This is a genomic window from Sphaerisporangium sp. B11E5 (assembly GCF_039871875.1).
In the GTDB taxonomy this organism is placed as follows: domain Bacteria; phylum Actinomycetota; class Actinomycetes; order Streptosporangiales; family Streptosporangiaceae; genus Sphaerisporangium.
The window spans coordinates 22,933-39,071 of record NZ_JBDPMD010000048.1; the positions used below are offsets into that span (position 1 = coordinate 22,933).

A 16,139-nucleotide genomic window follows, 5' to 3' on the forward strand; every position below is an offset into this window, starting at 1 on the left:
GGCCGCCGCGGCGGGTCGCCGCGTTTCGCGGCGGCGTCAATAGGCCGGCTCACCAGGGGCTGATGTACTGCCGGTGTGAGCCACACCGCGAGCGGCCAGAGCCGGACCAGGCCGAGCGGCCTGGGCGTCGGGGCGAGCGCGCCCCGCCCGGACGGCAATCTGAAGGTGACGGGCGAGTTCGCCTACTCCTCCGACCTGTACCTCGACGGCATGGTGTGGGGCGCCACCCTGCGCAGCCCCCACCCCTCGGCGTGGATCCGGTCCCTCAACGTGGGCCCGGCGCTCGCCATGCCCGGCGTCCACGCCGTGCTGACCCACGAGGACGTGCCCGGGGAGCGGTTCTACGGCCTCGATCTGCAGGACCAGCCGGTGCTCGCCGTCGACCAGGTCCGCTACCAGGGCGAGCCGGTGGCGATCGTGGCGGCCGACCACCCGGAGATCGCGCGGCGCGCCGCGGCGGCCGTCGTGGTGGAGTACGAGCCGCGTGAGCCGGTCACCGACCCGCGGCGTGCGGTGTTCGACGCGGACTGCCCCAAGGTGCACCCCGGCGGGAACGTCGTGCGGTACCAGCCGGTGCGGGTCGGCGGGGAGTTCACCGCCGACGTCGTGGTGCGGGGCGAGTACGAGGTCGGCATGCAGGACCAGGCGTTCCTCGGGCCGGAGTCGGGGCTCGCGGTGCCGGCCGAGGACGGCGGCGTCGACCTGTACGTGGCGACGCAGTGGCTCCACGTGGACCGCGAGCAGATCGCGCCGTGCCTCGGGCTGCCCCCGGAGAAGGTGCGGCTGACGCTGGCCGGGGTCGGCGGCGCGTTCGGCGCCCGGGAGGACCTGTCGATGCAGGTGCACGCGTGCATGCTGGCGCTGCGCACCGGCCGGCCCGTCAAGATCGTGTACGGCAGGCAGGAGTCGTTCCACGGGCACGTCCACCGGCATCCGGCGCGCATGCGGTACGAGCACGGGGCCACGCGGGACGGGCGGCTGGTGTACGTGAAGGCCGAGATCGTGCTGGACGGCGGGGCGTACTGCTCCTCCACGCCGGCGGTGGTCGGCAACGCGGCGTCGCTCGGCGTGGGGCCGTACGAGGTCGCCAACATCGAGATCGACGCGTACGGGGTGTACACCAACAACCCGCCGTGCGGGGCGATGCGCGGGTTCGGTGCGGTGCAGGCCTGCTACGCGTACGAGTCGCAGATGGACCGGGTGGCGCAGGCATGCGGGCTCGACCCGGTGGAGGTCCGGGTGCGCAACGCGGTGTCGCAGGGGTCACGCCTCGCCACCGGGCAGGTCATCGAGTCGCCCGCGCCGCTGGCCGGGATGCTGCGGGAGCTCGCCGCGACGCCGCTGCCCGCGGACGGGCCCGGGACCGACCTGCGGTCGCTGCCCGGCGGGGTGGCGCAGACCACGCACGGCGAGGGGGTGCGGCGCGGGGTCGGGTACGGCGTCGGGATCAAGAACATCTGTTACTCGGAGGGGTTCGACGACCACTCCACGGCCCGGGTGCGGATCGAGCTGCTCGGCGGGGAGCCCCACGTGCTGGTGCACACCGCCGCCGCCGAGGTGGGCCAGGGCCTGGTGATGGTGCAGGCCCAGATCGCGCGCACCGAGCTCGGCGTCGAACGGGTCACAGTGGCCCCGGCCGACACCACCGTCGGCTCCGCCGGCTCCACGTCCGCGTCCCGCCAGTCGTACGTCACCGGCGGCGCGGTCCGCGAGGCATGCTTGGCGGTGCGCAAGCGCCTGGACGACCTGCTGGCCGCGTACCCCGGCCTGTCCCTGGCCGAGGTCCTCGAACGTTCGGGGCCCGTCGAGGAGACCCGCGAGTACCGGCACCGGCCCACGTACCCCATGGACCCGGTGACCGGGCAGGGCGACTCGCACGTGCAGCTCGCCCTGTGCGTGCACCGCGCCGTGGTGGACGTGGACGTGGAACTCGGCCTGGTGAAGGTCGTGGAGCTGTCCGCGGTGCAGGACGTCGGGAAGATCCTCAACCCGCTCGCGCTGGAGGGCCAGATCCACGGCGGCACCGCCCAGGGGCTGGGGCTGGCGCTGATGGAGGAGATCCAGGTCCGCGACGGGCGGGTGCTCAACCCGTCCTTCACCGACTACCTGATCCCCACCATTCTCGACATGCCCCCCATGACCATCTCCATCCTGGAGAACCCGGACCCGGACGCGCCGTACGGGCTGCGCGGGGCCGGCGAGCCGCCCACCCTGTCCTCCACGCCGGCCATCGCGGCCGCCGTCCGCGACGCAACCGGGCTCGCCCTGCCGAGGATCCCGGTCCGCCCGTCCGACATCGCGGTGCCCGCCGCGGACGGGGTCAGGTGAGGTCGCCGCGTTCGCAGGCGACGCCGTCCTGGTCGCCGTCGATATACCAGTGGTACTCGGGGTGCACGCCCTTGGTGTACGGGCCGTAGCCGGCGGCGTTGGCCTGCTTGCAACTGGCGAAGCGGGTGTCGGGTTTGCGGGTGGCGGTGCCGGTGGGGCGGGAAGCCGACGCGCTGGGTGTGCGGGCGGCGGGGTCGGTCCGGCCCGCCGAACTCGGCGGGGTGGACGAGCCGGTCGGCGGCGCCAGCGGCACGGCACCGCCGGCTCCGGCACCGGTGGGGGCGGTGGAGGGGGCGCCGACGGAACCGCCGGTGGACGGGACGCCGCCGGGGGCGGTGGGGCCGGTGGACGGCGCGGTGGACGGAGGGCAGGTGTTCGTGCCGCCCGGGGAGAGGGGCGCGCCCGGGAGGTCCTGCGACGTGGGGGCGCCCGGCTGACCCTGGGACGTGGGGGCGCCGGGCTGGCCCGAGGCGGTCGGCGCACCGGGTTGCCCCTGAGACGTGAGGTTGCCCGGCTGGCCCTGGGAGGTCGGCGCCCCGGGCTGGCCCTGGGACGTGGGGGCGCCCGGCTGCCCCTGAGATGTGGGGGCGCCCGGCTGACCCTGAGATGTGGGGGCGCCCGGCTGGCCCTGGGACGTGGGGGCGCCGGGCTGGCCCGAGGCGGTCGGCGCGCCGGGCTGGCCTGACGCGGTCGGTGCGCCGGGCTGGCCTGACGCGGTCGGTGCGCCGGGCTGGCCGGTGGGGGCGCCCGGCTGGCCCTGGCCGGGGGCGGTGGGCGGGCAGGTGCCGGGGCCGGAGGAGACCGAGGGGGCGGCACCGGTGCCGAGGAGGCGGGCGACCAGGGTGTCGGCCTGGTCCTTGGTGAAGCCGGAGATGCTCAGGCTGTCCACGGTCAGGGGCTGGGCCACCCGGGGGGCGGCCACGACGCGGTCGGCCACGACCACGGCCAGTTGCTGGTCGATGGAGTCACGGGTGAGGTCGGCCAGGCGGTCGCGGCTCTCGGGGGCCAGGACGACGCGGACGGCGAACGCCTGGTCCTGCTCGGGGATCGCCTCGACCTTCAGGACGGACGTGACGGTGACGCCGGGGGCGACCTGGTAGCAGGTCGTGCCGGCGTCGTCGAGGACGGCCTCGGCGCCCGGGCAGGGCGCGGCGCGCACGCCGGTGACCGGGGCGAAGTGGATCGTGGTGGCCAGGCGGCGGGGTGGGGCCGCGCCGAGCGGCACGTCCGGCTGGCGGGTCATCAGGACGGCGATCGTGCCGAGCACACCCGTCACGAGCACCACGACCACCAGCGCCGTCACGAGCGCGATCGTCGTCGCCCGCGCCGCACGCGGCGGCCCCGGGGGCGCCCCTCCGGCCCCTCCGGGCTCCCCCGGCCCCGGCGGCGGCCCGCCGGGCCCGCCCGGCCCTTCCGGCCCGAACGGCCCCTCAGGCTGACGCGGCTCCCCCGGCGCGGGACCTCCCGGCCCCGAGAGCTCCTCAGGCTCGCTCAGCCCACCCGGCCGCTCCGCGCCGAACGACTGCTCCCCGTGCCGCCATCCGGCCGCCCCGGGCTGCCCCTCGGGACTCCAGCCGAACCCGGCCGGATCCGTGACGGGCCCGTCATCCAGGCCCACGCCACCGGCCCCTGCCCACGGCGCCCCTGCGGCGGGCCGGCCGAAGGCGTCCGCGTCCGCTGGCCGCGGCGGCCCGTCGGCACGCCGGCCGTACACATCAGCGTCCGTCGCGCCGGGCCGATCCCCCGCCCACGGCGATCCGTCGGCACGCCGGCCGTACACATCCGCATCCGTGCCACTGAGCCGGTCCGCGGGCCACGGCGTGCCTTCGGCTGGCCGGCGGAACATGTCAGGGTCCGTGCCGCCGTGCCGGTCCGCGGGCCACGGCGCTCCCTCTGTGGGCCGGCGGAACATGTCCGGATCCGTGCCGCCGTGCCGGTCCGCGGGCCGGCGGAACATGTCAGGGTCCGTATGCCGGTCGGTCGCCCACGGGGAGCCCTGGTCCTGGCCCGCGGCCTCGGCGCGGCGGTCGAAGGCCGGGTCCGCCGCGGTCCCGTCCGAGGTGGGGGTGCCGTGCCAGCCGGAGGACCAGCCCTCCGGGTCCTCCGGGCGGACCGCGGGCGGGACCTCGCCCGGCTCCATGGGGCGGCCGGTGAGGACCTCGGGGTCGTCGGTGTGGGTGCCGAGGGACGCGGGAGGCGCGGCCGGTGGACCGGCCTGATCGCGTGGCGGGCCGGAGTGGCCGTGGACCGCCGGATCGTTACGCATCCTCACCCCTGTGACCGATAAGCGCTCCGGTGAGCCTATCGAGGAGTCACGTGATCGGGCTAACCGCGTGAACGCCGGGCAGGTACCGGGCTGACGGAAGATGTCCGGACATTTTGCTGCGTCCAGAGGGTAATTCCTGACGACATGCTCCTTGGCCAGGGTTTTTCTGGGAACGCACAGTGGTAACAGGGTCCGGCGCCCTCACCCCCGGCGCCGGGAAACGGCCACGCGGGCGGCCCGGAGAGCGACGGGCGGCGCGGCGGGTCACGGCGAGCCGCGGCCCGCCGGTCAGGGTCGACGGAGGAGTTTCCACATGAAGGTCGGAGTACCCCGAGAGGTCAAGGACAACGAGTACCGCGTCGCGCTGACCCCTGCGGGCGCGCACGAGTTCACGTCCCGCGGGCACGAGGTGCTCGTGGAACGGGGCGCGGGCGCGGGGTCGTCGATCCCGGACGAGCAGTTCCAGCGGGCGGGCGCCACCATCGCCGACTCGGCGGAGGAGGTGTGGCGTGAGGGGGAGCTGGTCTTGAAGGTCAAGGAGCCCATCGCGGCGGAGTACGCCCTGATGCGCGAGGGCCAGGTGCTGTTCACGTACCTCCACCTGGCCGCGTCCCGCAAGCTCACCGTGGCGATGCTGGAGTCCGGCGTCACCGGGATCGCGTACGAGACCGTGCAGACGTCCCTCGGCGCGCTCCCCCTGCTGGCCCCCATGTCGGAGGTGGCGGGCCGTCTCGCCCCGCAGGTCGGCGCCTACCACCTGATGCGGCAGGGCGGCGGCAGGGGCGTGCTGATGGGCGGGGTGTCGGGCGTGTACCCGGCCAAGGTCGTGGTGCTCGGCGCCGGGGTGTCCGGCATGAACGCCGCCGCGATCGCCCTCGGCATGCAGGCCGAGGTGCTGATCCTGGACATGAACATCGACCGGCTGCGCCAGGCCGACACGATCTACCGGGGCCACCTGCAGACCGTGGCGTCCAACGCGTACGAGATCGAGCGGGCGGTGCTCGACGCCGACCTGGTGATCGGCGCGGTGCTGGTGCCCGGCGCCAAGGCGCCCAAGCTGATCTCCAACGAGCTGGTCTCCCGCATGAAGGAGGGCTCGGTGCTGGTGGACATCTCGATCGACCAGGGTGGCGCGTTCGAGGACTCCCGGCCCACGACGCACGCGCACCCGACGTACAGGGTCCACGGCTCGGTCTTCTACTGCGTGGCCAACATGCCCGGCGCGGTGCCGCACACCTCGACGTACGCGCTGACCAACGTGACGCTGCCCTACGCCACCGCCATCGCCGACAAGGGATGGCGGGCGGCGCTGGCGGACGACCCGGCGCTGGCCCGCGGGCTGAACGTGCACGCGGGCCGGCTCACCAACCGCCCCGTCGGCCAGGCACATGGACTGGAGGCGGTCGATCCGGAGGAACTGCTGCGCTGAGCGCCGCGTCAGGACGACGGCGTGGCGCTCGCCGAGGCCGACGGCGTCGGGTCCGGCACCGGCGCGGTGCCCGTGGAGCTCGGCTCCGGGGTGGGCGCCACGGTGGGCAGCGGGTTCTGCGAGGCCGGCAGGTTGGTGCTGCCCTGGCCGCCGCAGGTCGCGCCGTACTCAGGCGTGGTGGACGGGTTCTGCTTGTACTTGGTGATGTACTTCGGCAGGCGCGGGTCGTCGGCGTTGTTCAGCTTCAACTGGTGGTTCCACGAGCTGACCACGACAGGCGCGGACAGGCCGGGGTACGGGCTGAGCAGGAGGTAGTCGCCGGTGACGAGCGCCTTGAGCTTGTCCACCTGGGCCTTCGGCAGGTCCGGCCGGTAGGTGATCCACACCGCGCCGTGCTCCATGGAGTGCACGGCGTTCTCGCTGTTGATCGGCTCGTCGTACACCTGGCAGAGCTGCCAGGTGGGGTTGTGCTCCCCGCCGACCGGCGGGTTCTCCTTGTAGGCGACCCTGGCGGCGGTGTGCCCGCCGGCGTCGTACTTGAAGCTGGTGACGCCGTCCAGGGACGAGCGGGCGCGCTCATTGATCACGTAGTAGCCGACCAGACCGACCAGCACCGCGATGACCAGTCCGCCCGCACCCCACATGAGCAGTGCCGTGCGTCGCTCCTTGCGCTGCTGCGCGGCGCGCATCTTGGCAAGCTGCTCCCGCCGAGCCTGCGTCCTCTCCTTGGCCATCCGGTCCTCCACCACCCGCGTCAGGTTTTCGTTTTCTCAAGCTGCCTGGCTTATGTGGAGGATAGTGGGTACGTAATAAGGTTTGCGTCTATCGCTCCTGACATCCCCACCTCTGGACACACTCTGCCATGAATCTTTCACGGACCCGCATGATCCTGGTCGTGCTCGTGGCGTGCGCCCTGACCGCGGTGGTCACGCTGTTCGTCACACGGGCGGCGGGCCCGCCGGGGGACGACTCGCCGGAGGCGGGGTTCGCCCGGGACATGGCGGTGCACCACGCGCAGGCGGCCGAGATGGGCTTCGCGGTGCGGGACAACAGCCAGGACCAGGCGGTCAGGAACCTGGCGTACGACATCATCACCACGCAGACGGCCCAGCGCGGCATGTTCGGCGGGTGGTTGCAGCAGTGGGGCCTGACCCAGGCGGGCGACCGTCCCCCGATGGCGTGGATGGCCGGTCACGGGGGGCACGGCGCGGCGTCCCCGGCGCCCGGCGGCGGCGCGCCGCGTATGCCGGGCATGGCGAGCGACGCCGAGATGCGACGCCTGAACGAGACCAAGGGCAAGGACGGCGAGATCCTTTTCCTGCAGCTCATGATCCGCCACCACCAAGGCGGGGTCGACATGGCGAAGGGCCTGCTGAGGCTGTCGGACCGCCCGGAGGTCCGCACGATGGCGCAGCACATCGTGAACACCCAGGACGGCGAGATCGGGTTGATGACCGAGATGCTCACGGCACGCGGCGCCAAGCCCTACCCGTCCATCTCGACCGGCTAGCAGGGGGCGGGATCAGCTCGCCGCCGTCTCCTCGGCGATGGCGGCGGCGAACGCCTCGACGTCGGCCTCGGTGGTGTCGAAGGACGTCATCCAGCGCACCTCGCCGGTGGCCTCGTCCCAGATGTAGAACCGGTACCGCTTGCGCACCCGCTCGGTGACGTCGCGCGGCAGGGTGGCGAACACCGCGTTGGCCTGCACGGGCCTGGTCAGGGTGACCCCGGGGATGCCTTGCACGGCCTCGGCGAGCCGGGCCGCCATGGCGTTGGCCTGGCGGGCACCCCGCAGCCACAGATCGCCGGCGAGCAGCGCCTCGAACTGCGCCGACACGAACCGCATCTTGGACGCGAGCTGCATGGAGCTCTTGCGCAGGTAGATCAGCCCGCGGGCGGCGTCGCGGTTCAGCACGACGATGGCCTCGCCGAACATCAGGCCGCTCTTGGTGCCGCCGAACGACAACACGTCCACGCCGACGTCGGTGGTGAGGGCCCGCAGCGGCAGGTCCAGCGCCGCGGCGGCGTTGGCGAGCCGGGAGCCGTCGAGGTGCACGACCATGCCGAGCTCGTGGGCGTGCGCGGTGACCGCGGCGATCTGCTCGGGCGTGTACAGCGAGCCGAGCTCGGTGCTCTGCGAGATCGACACGACCTTCGGCTGGGCCCGGTGCTCGTCGCCGAAGCCCCACGCCTCCTGGTCGACCAGATCGGGCGTGAGCTTGCCGTCGGGGGTGTGCACCATGCGCAGCTTGAGGCCGCCGCTCTGCTCGGGGGCGCCGCCCTCGTCGGTGTTGAGGTGGGAGGAGTACGCGCAGACGACGGCCTCCCACGGCGCGGTCATGGCGCGCAGCGCGACCACGTTGGCGCCGGTGCCGTTGAAGACGGGCCACACCTCGGCGTCGGGGCCGAAGTGGCGGCGGAAGACGTCGCCGAGCGCCTCGGTGTAGACGTCCTCGCCGTACGCCACCTGGTGGCCGCCGTTGGCCAGGGCCACGGCCTCGATGATCTCCGGGTGCGCCCCGGCGTAGTTGTCGCTGGCGAACCAGCGCACCCGGGGGTCGTGGCGTCGTCGGGCGTCGGTCATGGGGTCAGGTCCAATCGTTCGCCGTTGATCTCACCCGCCGGGCGGTCCCACAGCCCGGCCACGGCGTCGCCGAGCGCGGTCACGTCGGTGAAGCCGGGGAAGGTCCTCTCGGGGCTCGCGGCGCGCATGGCGTCGTTGACCAGGGCCTTCACCACGAGGATGGTGGCGGCGGCATCGGTGCCGCGCAGCGCGTCGGCCAGGGCGAGGGTCCACGCCTCGGCGGCGGCCTTGGCGGCGGCGTACGCGGCGTTGCCCTGGGTGGGGTTCTGTGCGGCCTTGGCCGAGACGACGGCGAACCGGCCCTGGCCGCTGCGGCGCAGCAGCGGCTCGAAGGCCAGCGAGACGTGCTGCAGGGTGCGGATCAACTGGGCGTGCAGGGCGTCCCAGTCGGCGAGGTCGGTCTCGGCGAAGGTCTTGGACCCCCGCCAGCCGCCCACCAGGTGCACGACGCCGTCCACCCGGCCGTGGTCCCGCTCGATGCGCCCGGCGAAGGCCCGCACGGCGGCGAGGTCGGTCAGGTCGACGGCCTCGACCCCCTCGGCGGCGTGCCGGCCGGCGCCGATCACGATGTCGCCGCGCGCCGCGAGGCGGCCGGCGACGGCCTGCCCGGTGGGGCCGCCGGCCCCGGCGACGACGACCACACGGGGCTGGGGCACGGAAGTCATGGACGGATTCCCTTCGTCGCCTCGATCACGGCGGTCAGCTTACGGCGCAGGGCCTCGTAGAACATGCTCAGCGGGAACTCGTCGGGCAGCACGGCGTCCACCACGGCCTTGGGGAAACCGTCCACCGGCAGGGCCTCCACGCCGCGCGCCCACACCGACGCCGGGTGCGGCGCGACGTAGGCGGCGACCAGGCGGTGCGCGGCGAGCCAGTGGGCCAGCTTGGAGCGGTCGATGCCGTCGCGGTACAGCTTCTCGACCTCGCCGCGCAGGTCCGCCACGCAGGGCGCCACCCGGTCCCAGTCGATGCTGAGGCGGTTGTCGGTCCACCGCACCACGTCGTTGCGGTGCAGGTACGCGAACAGGAGCTGGCCGCCGAGACCGTCGTAGTTGCGCACCCGCTCACCGGTGATCGGGAAGCGGAACAGGCGGTCGAACAGGATGGCGTACTGCACGTAGCGGGCCTGCGGCACGCCCTCGGCCTCCAGCTCGACCGCCTCGCCGAACGCGGTGAGGTCGCAGCGCAGCTCCTCCAGCGAGTACAGCCAGTACGGCATGCGCTGCTTGATCATGAAGGGGTCGAACGGCAGGTCGCCGTGGCTGTGGGTGCGGTCGTGCACCAGGTCCCAGAGCACGAAGGTGTCCTGCGCGAGCTCCTGGCTGTCCAGCAGGCGGGCGGCGTCCGGCGGCAGCGCCAGCTTGAGCGTCTCGGCGGCGGCGCGGCTCACGCTGCGGAACCGCGCGGCCTCGCGGTCGCAGAAGATCGCGCCCCAGGTGAAGCGGGGCGGGGTCTCCCGCACCGCGACGGTCTCGGGGAACAGCACGGCGGAGTTGGTGTCGTACCCGGCGGTGAACCCGGCGAAGGCGATGGGCACGAACATCGGGTTGTCGTAGCGGTCCCGCTCCAGGGCGGCCAGCCACTCCGGCCACACGGTGCGGATCCAGACGGCCTCCAGGTGGCGGGACGGGTTGCCGTTCTGGGTGTACATCGGGAACACCACCAGGTGCTCCAGGCCGTCCTCGCGCCGGCTGTCGGGGTGGAAGGCGTTCAGGGAGTCCAGGAAGTCGGGCACGCCGAAGCCGCCGGCCTGCCACTTGCGCAGGTCGGTCCGGACGGCGGCGAGGTACTCGGCGTCGTGGGGGAACCGCGGCGCGAGGCGCTCCACGCCGGCCAGCACGCGCGAAAGGATCGGCCCGGCGGCGAGGACGTCCTCGATGGAGCCGTCCTTGGCGGTCAAGGGGCGCAGCTCCTCGACGGCCGCGGCGAGCGCGGCGAAGTCCGGGTCGTCGTCGCGGCGGCGGTCGGCGCCGTCCTCGGGCACGCGGGCCACCCAGGTGACGACGTCGGCCCACAGGCGGGTGTGGCGCAGGTCGCCGATGGAGTCGTCGCCGAACAGGTCGGAGTCGGCGAACACCACGACGCGGCCGCGGCCGTGCCGCAGCGCCACGGCGAGGGGCCGGCCCGCGGGGTCGGCGGTGGGCGAGGTGCGGAACAGGACGATGGCGTCGTCGGGGGCGGTGAGCACGCCGGCGCGGTAGAAGCAGGCCTCGCGGGCGCCCGCGGTGACGTCCTCACCGGCGCCGCCGAGGGCGGGGGTGCCGAGCACCCAGGTGGCGACGCCGTTGTAGCAGGCGGCGGGGTCCTGGACGGTGGTGTGCTCGACGCCCACACCGAACCGCGCGAGCAGCTCGCCGAGGTTGTTGCCGTACTTGTCCTGCTCGTGCTCGGCCAGCACGAGCAGGCCGCCGCCGTCCGCGACGTACCGCTCGACGGCGTCGATCTCCTCGGCGGGGAACGCCGGGCTGCCCTGGCCGGTGGTGCGCTCCCAGCGCACGCCGGCCGGGTGGGCGACGACGAAGACGTCGTGCGCGGCGAGCAGCGCGGGGGTGAGGGGGCCCTCGGTGTGGGCGGTGACGGTGTGGCCGAGGCGGCGCAGCGCGTCGGCCGCGCGGGCGTAGCTGTTGTCGTCGGGGTGCGCCGGGTTGATGGCCTCGGCGACCTCGCGGCGGATCGTCCACGACTCGCTGTGCGCTTCGTCGAACAGCACCCGCGGGAAAGCCGTCATCGTCGTCATCCTCCGTCCCTCAGTAAAGAAAATCTTCGGCATCGCCGGGATATATACGGAAAATATACACAGGGACAAGCATGCTACGGGAACTCGTGTCGCCTCTGGGCCCTGGGGCGCGAGATCCCCCGCCCGCCGCGCCGGCGGGCGCACATCGGCGTGCCGTCCGCGCCGGTCGCAAGGCGCTCAACGACGGATTGCAACTGCGTGACGGCGGCCTGTCGAGGCTTGTCGAGGCCCGTGCGCGCTGCGACGCTGGAAGCACACTTGATCGGGAACAGGAGGCGGAGATGCCCCGCCTGTACCATCTCGTCGCGGGGTTAGGCGCTCTCGGAACGCTCGCCCTCGGCGTGCACCCCCACCCCAGCGGGTCGACCGACCGCGTGACTCCTGGAACGGTCCGGGTCGAGGCGCGGTCCCACGTGACGATCAACCTGCTCGACGACCGGGGGGTCATCCAGCAGGTGGTGCGCGAGTACGACACCCCGGTGGGGACGGGGAGCGGCTTCGTGGTGGCGCCCGACGGGGTCGTCGTCACCGCGACCGGGGTCGTGCAGTCCGGCAAGGACCCCGCGGTGTACGCCGCGAACCGGGCGTTCGCCGAGTACTTCGACGTCGACATCCCCGCCGACTTCTCCCGGCACAAGCTGGACGACCCCGGCCTCAACCGGCGGCTCCAGGCCTGCTACCCGCCGCAGGGGCGCAACTCCACCTGCATCGCCACCGCGTCCACCAAGGTCACCGTGTTCCCGTACGCCGACCCGCCGGCGCCGCAGGGGTACGCCGCCGAGCTGCTGCACACCGGGGCCTCCGCCGGAGCGCCGGCCGTGCTCAAGATGACCGAGGGCGGCGAGGACGGCACGCTGCCCACCGTGCCGCTCGGCGCCTCGCTCGGCAGCGGCATCGAGTCGGTGGACGTGATCGGGCTGCCCGCGCGGCCGAGCGCCAAGGCGCCGCCCAAGGTGGTGACCGCGCACCTCGACCCGCCCGGCGGCCGGACGTTCAAGAAGTCCGAGCGCGCCAAGCTGGACGACTTCCTCGACGACGACGGGCAGGGCGGCGCCGTGATCGACGACGGCAGGAGCGAGGTCATCGGCCTGCTCGCCGGGGGCGGCGGCGCGGCGCAGACCCTCATCCCCGTGGAGGACATCCGCGCGGCCCTGGTCGCCGCGAACGTGACGGCCCGCCGCGGGCCGCTGGACTCGCTGTACGAGACCGCGCTCGCGCCGTACCACAACAAGTACTACGCCAACGCGGTCCCGATCCTGGAGCAGGTGCTCCGCCAGCGACCCGACCACGCCGTCGCCCAGGACCACCTCCGCTTCGCCCGCGCCAACCGCGCCGCCGCCCCCACGGCGTCCCGCACCCCGGCCGCCGCCGGGGCACCCGTGCCGGGCCGCGCCATCCTCTCCCCGCTGACGCTCGCCGCGGCGGGGGTGATCCTCGCCGCCGCCCTGGTGGCCGTCGCCGTCCCCCTGACCATCCGCCGCCGGCGCCGCGCCGCCGCCCCGCCTCCGCTGGAGCCCGTGGGCGCCGCCGCCACCTGGCCCCCGCAGGGAAGCCACACCATCGAGTTCCCCGCCGTCACCACCGGCGGCTCCTACCCCCCGGTCCCCCGTTCACCGGAACCACCCGGCCTCCCCTCCGGCGCGGCCCCCTCCGAGGGCACACCACCCGCGGGCCCACCCGCCGGGCCCGTCCCGTCAGGCGCGAGGTCACGCGCCGGCACACCGGAGGCAGGCGGCCCGCCGGACACCTGGGTGGCCGGCCCCGCCCGCCCCGGCAGCGGGACGGACGACGCCGACGGCCCCGGCACCGCCCCCCAGCCCGCGGTCGGCTCCCGCGCCGCCCAGGCCCACCTCGGCGCGCAATCCGGCCAGGCACCGTCCGGCGCCACGTCCGCCGGCGGGGCACCCGCCGGCGCGGCGCACTCAGGCGCGGCGCACTCAGGCGCGGCGCACTCAGGCGCGGCGCACTCAGGCGCGGCGCACTCAGGCGCGGCGCACTCAGGCGCGGCGCACTCAGGCGCGGCGCGGTCCGGTGACGGATCGGCCGGTGACGGGGCGGCCGGTCAGGTGCAATTCTGCACACAGTGTGGGATGCGGCTCGGGAAGGCGCATCGGTTCTGCGGGTTCTGCGGGCATGCGGTGGAGCGATGAGCGAGCAGGGGTTCCCGATGCCGCCGCTGGTCGGGGCACGGGTGGGGGACTACGACGTCGAGGCCGTGGTCGGGCGGGGCGGGATGGCCACGGTGTACCGGGCGCGGGACCGGAGGCTGGGGCGGGCGGTGGCGCTGAAGGTGCTGGCGCCGCAGCTCACGCAGGACCCCCGGTTCCGGGAGCGGTTCGTGCGGGAGTCGCGGCTGGTGGCGGCGGTGGACCATCCCAACATCATCCCGATCTACGAGGCGGGGGAACGCGACGATCTGCTGTTCATCGCGATGCGGTACGTCGAGGGGGCCGACCTCCGCAAGGTGATCCAGTCCGCGGGGCCGCTGCCGGTGGCGCGGGCGTACCGGCTGTTCACGCAGATCGCCTCGGCGCTGGACGCGGCCCACCAGAGCGGGCTGGTGCACCGGGACGTCAAGCCGGCGAACATCCTGGTGACGGAGGGGTCGGAGCGGGACCCCGAGCACATCTACCTCACCGACTTCGGGCTGACCAAGAGCACGTTCTCCGAGGCGGGGCTGACGAGCCACGGGCACTTCATGGGCACCCCGCGGTACGTGGCGCCCGAGCAGATCCGCGGCCTCGCGGTGGACGGGCGCAGCGACCTGTACGCGTTCGCGTGCGTGGTGTACGAGGCGCTGGCCGGGCAGCCGCCCTTCCAGCGGGAGACCGAGCTGGCGCTGCTGTACGCGCACGTGTCGCACGAACCGCCGCCGCTGACGCCCTACCGGCAGGACCTGCCGCACCCGGTGAACCGGGTCATGGCGCGGGCACTGGCCAAGACCCCCGGCGAGCGGTTCTCCACCTGCGGGGAGTTCGTCACCGCGCTGCGCGACGCGATCAGCGGCGAGGACGAGGCCCCCAGCCCGCCCGAGGGCCGCCGCGCCTGGTCGCCTCCCGACGGTCAGGCGGCGAGGACACCGGTGGAAGACCACCCGGCCAGGACGCCTCCGGACGGCCGCCCCGCCTGGGGCCCGGCCCAGGGCCACCCGGCCGGCGCGCCCGCGGGCCGCCCCCCGGCGTACCCGCAGGGACCGGCCGAGCACCCCGGCGGAGGCCGGGACGTCACCCCCGCCGGCCACGACGGGTACGCCTCCCCCGGCCACGCAGGGCATGCCCCCGCCGAGCACGGGGGCCGCGCCTCTCCCGGCCACGCAGGGCACGTCCCCGCGAGGCGTGGAGAGCGCGGCGCCGAGCAGGCCCGGCACGTGCCGGCGGGGCGGGGCGGGCAGGTCGCCGCCGGCTACGGGGAGCACGGGCCCGCCGGGTACGACCGGTACGGTGGCGGTGATCCGGCGCAGCTCACCCATCCCGGTGCGGAACCCGCTCGCAGGAGGCGCGGGGCGCCCGTCGGGGTGATCGCCGGGGTGGGGGTCGTCGTGCTGGCGCTGGCGGTCGCGGGGTGGCTGCTGTTCAGGGACGGGACGCCGCTCGCCGTGGCCGACAAGCGGTATCCAGGGACGACGGCGGCGCCGTTCTCCTTCGAGTACCCGGGGGTGTGGGGTGCGGTGACGCACGCGGACGAGTACGTGGTGGTCTCCCCGGCGGCGCCGCAGTTCGACGCGTTGTTCTCGGTGCCGATCGCCTCGGACTGGTCGGCCGTCAACCAGTTGCTGGCGAGCAGCCCGGACCAGGCGACGGGAATGTTCGCGCGGGTCAGCGACACCATCACCACCTCGGACTCCCCCGACACCCTGAAGCGCAGCCTGAGCTTCGTCCTGCCGGGCCCGGCGGACTTCGCCTCGGCGCCGTCCACCGCCACGGTGGGGGGCCGGCCGGCGTTCAGGCTCACCGGTGTGGTCAACGACCCGTCCCAGCAGGGGCGGCTGGACCTGGTGGTCTACATCGTCAGCCGCGGCGAGGGGCAGCCGGTGGCGCTGATCGCGTTCTTCTGCCCGCCCGCCAAGTGCAGCGCCACGACGATGGACCACCTGATCGGCACGCTGAAGTTCACCTAGGGCACCTGGGGCACCTAGGGCACCTAGGGCACCTGGGGCGTCTCGGCCCAGGCGCGGGCGCCGTCGAGACGGCCGCGTGGACGGCGCGGGCGACGCGGGCGCCCCACAGGGAACGGGGGCCGCCGAAGGCCTCGGACGGGCCGTGGGCGGGCGCGGCGACGCAGACGGCGTCCGAGGCGGTGCCGGTGCAGGCGTAGCCGGCCTCGATGAGGGCCTGGGTCTTGGCCTCGGTGACGGTCATGACGGCGTTGACGAGGGCGGCGTCGCTCATCGCCACGGGGACGGCCACGATGATGTTGACGGTGCCGGGACGCGGCACCGGGGGGCGCAGCTCGGGGTCCTCGGCGCCCTCGGGGGCGGCGGCCCAGGTGGGGACGCGCAGGCCGACGGTGGCGACCGCCTCGGCGCCGCGGTCGGCGGCCCGGGTGTACCGCTCGACGGACGCCGCGGTCAGCATGCCGACGCCGGGGCCCGGCGGGGCCATCTCGCGCAGGTGCTCCACCGGGTCGGTGCGGGAGTACCCCGCGTCCACCTGCGCGTTCAGCACCCACTCGCCGGGGCCGATGCCGCCCCCGAGCACCGCGGACGAGATCATGCGCCAGCCGGGCCCGAACCGCCACAGCAGCGACGCCAGCCGGGTGCCGTCCTCGTGCCGATGACTCAGCGACAACATCGGCT

Annotated in this window: 11 protein-coding genes; 5 read left to right on the forward strand and 6 right to left on the reverse strand. The window is 74.3% G+C overall.

Features of this window, described 5'->3' with window-relative positions; translation table 11 throughout:
• Nucleotides 1-75 precede the first annotated feature (75 nt).
• Nucleotides 76-2,328: a molybdopterin cofactor-binding domain-containing protein gene (locus tag ABGB17_RS31330; RefSeq protein ID WP_347636335.1), complete on the forward strand. Its 2,253-nt coding sequence runs from the start codon at nucleotides 76-78 to the stop codon at nucleotides 2,326-2,328.
• Here ABGB17_RS31330 and ABGB17_RS31335 read toward each other — a convergent pair.
• A complete protein-coding gene (locus ABGB17_RS31335; RefSeq protein ID WP_347636339.1) occupies nucleotides 2,321-4,594 on the reverse strand; it encodes an excalibur calcium-binding domain-containing protein in 2,274 nt (757 codons plus the stop codon). The genes ABGB17_RS31330 and ABGB17_RS31335 overlap by 8 nt on opposite strands.
• Before the next feature lie 313 nt (nucleotides 4,595-4,907).
• Between ABGB17_RS31335 and ald the strand changes: the two genes are divergently transcribed.
• The gene (gene ald, locus ABGB17_RS31340) at nucleotides 4,908-6,023 is read left to right on the forward strand and encodes an alanine dehydrogenase (protein ID WP_347636342.1); all 1,116 of its coding nucleotides are present in this window, start codon (nucleotides 4,908-4,910) and stop codon (nucleotides 6,021-6,023) included.
• Nucleotides 6,024-6,031: 8 nt separating this feature from the next.
• Here the strand turns inward: ald and ABGB17_RS31345 are convergent, their stop codons facing one another.
• Complete coding sequence (locus ABGB17_RS31345) at nucleotides 6,032-6,757, reverse strand: DUF3105 domain-containing protein (protein WP_347636345.1); 726 nt, start codon at nucleotides 6,755-6,757, stop codon at nucleotides 6,032-6,034.
• A gap of 128 nt (nucleotides 6,758-6,885) precedes the next feature.
• On the opposite strand from ABGB17_RS31345, the gene ABGB17_RS31350 reads away from it, so the two are divergent.
• Nucleotides 6,886-7,533, forward strand: coding sequence for a DUF305 domain-containing protein (locus ABGB17_RS31350; RefSeq protein ID WP_347636348.1), 648 nt, complete (start codon nucleotides 6,886-6,888; stop codon nucleotides 7,531-7,533).
• Between the two features lie 12 nt (nucleotides 7,534-7,545).
• On the opposite strand, the gene ABGB17_RS31355 is transcribed toward ABGB17_RS31350, so the two are convergent.
• From ABGB17_RS31355 to ABGB17_RS31365, 3 genes are read right to left on the reverse strand one after another with little or no spacing between them, the layout of a single operon-like run.
• Nucleotides 7,546-8,607, reverse strand: coding sequence for a low specificity L-threonine aldolase (locus tag ABGB17_RS31355; protein WP_347636352.1), 1,062 nt, complete (start codon nucleotides 8,605-8,607; stop codon nucleotides 7,546-7,548).
• A complete protein-coding gene (locus ABGB17_RS31360; RefSeq protein ID WP_347636355.1) occupies nucleotides 8,604-9,272 on the reverse strand; it encodes an SDR family NAD(P)-dependent oxidoreductase in 669 nt (222 codons plus the stop codon). Before ABGB17_RS31360 ends, ABGB17_RS31355 begins: the two co-directional genes overlap by 4 nt.
• Nucleotides 9,269-11,335, reverse strand: a complete 2,067-nt coding sequence (locus ABGB17_RS31365) for a DUF6421 family protein (protein WP_347636359.1) — start codon at nucleotides 11,333-11,335, stop codon at nucleotides 9,269-9,271. The genes ABGB17_RS31360 and ABGB17_RS31365 overlap by 4 nt, the downstream gene beginning before the upstream one ends.
• A 290-nt stretch (nucleotides 11,336-11,625) precedes the next feature.
• Between ABGB17_RS31365 and ABGB17_RS31370 the strand changes: the two genes are divergently transcribed.
• Both ABGB17_RS31370 and ABGB17_RS31375 read left to right on the forward strand, forming a co-directional pair.
• Nucleotides 11,626-13,494 carry a hypothetical protein gene (locus ABGB17_RS31370; RefSeq protein ID WP_347636362.1) on the forward strand — a complete coding sequence of 623 codons (1,869 nt, stop codon included), beginning with the start codon at nucleotides 11,626-11,628 and terminating at the stop codon, nucleotides 13,492-13,494.
• Entirely contained in the window at nucleotides 13,491-15,461 is a 1,971-nt protein-coding gene (locus ABGB17_RS31375) for a protein kinase (protein WP_347636365.1), read from the forward strand. The genes ABGB17_RS31370 and ABGB17_RS31375 overlap by 4 nt, the downstream gene beginning before the upstream one ends.
• On the opposite strand, the gene ABGB17_RS31380 is transcribed toward ABGB17_RS31375, so the two are convergent.
• Nucleotides 15,454-16,134, reverse strand: a complete 681-nt coding sequence (locus tag ABGB17_RS31380; protein ID WP_347636370.1) for an adenosylcobinamide amidohydrolase — start codon at nucleotides 16,132-16,134, stop codon at nucleotides 15,454-15,456. The two genes, ABGB17_RS31375 and ABGB17_RS31380, sit on opposite strands and share 8 nt — an antisense overlap.
• Nucleotides 16,135-16,139 lie beyond the last annotated feature (5 nt).

Excerpts from the sequence above, each read along its gene's own strand:
- ABGB17_RS31345 (WP_347636345.1), bottom strand. The coding sequence starts at position 6,757 with ATGGCCAAGGAGAGGACGCAGGCTCGGCGGGAGCAGCTTGCCAAGATG.
- ABGB17_RS31380 (WP_347636370.1), bottom strand. The coding sequence starts at position 16,134 with ATGTTGTCGCTGAGTCATCGGCACGAGGACGGCACCCGGCTGGCGTCG.
- ald (WP_347636342.1), top strand. The coding sequence starts at position 4,908 with ATGAAGGTCGGAGTACCCCGAGAGGTCAAGGACAACGAGTACCGCGTC.
- ABGB17_RS31355 (WP_347636352.1), bottom strand. The coding sequence starts at position 8,607 with ATGACCGACGCCCGACGACGCCACGACCCCCGGGTGCGCTGGTTCGCC.
- ABGB17_RS31370 (WP_347636362.1), top strand. The coding sequence starts at position 11,626 with ATGCCCCGCCTGTACCATCTCGTCGCGGGGTTAGGCGCTCTCGGAACG.
- ABGB17_RS31350 (WP_347636348.1), top strand. The coding sequence starts at position 6,886 with ATGAATCTTTCACGGACCCGCATGATCCTGGTCGTGCTCGTGGCGTGC.
- ABGB17_RS31360 (WP_347636355.1), bottom strand. The coding sequence starts at position 9,272 with ATGACTTCCGTGCCCCAGCCCCGTGTGGTCGTCGTCGCCGGGGCCGGC.
- ABGB17_RS31335 (WP_347636339.1), bottom strand. The coding sequence starts at position 4,594 with ATGCGTAACGATCCGGCGGTCCACGGCCACTCCGGCCCGCCACGCGAT.
- ABGB17_RS31375 (WP_347636365.1), top strand. The coding sequence starts at position 13,491 with ATGAGCGAGCAGGGGTTCCCGATGCCGCCGCTGGTCGGGGCACGGGTG.
- ABGB17_RS31365 (WP_347636359.1), bottom strand. The coding sequence starts at position 11,335 with ATGACGGCTTTCCCGCGGGTGCTGTTCGACGAAGCGCACAGCGAGTCG.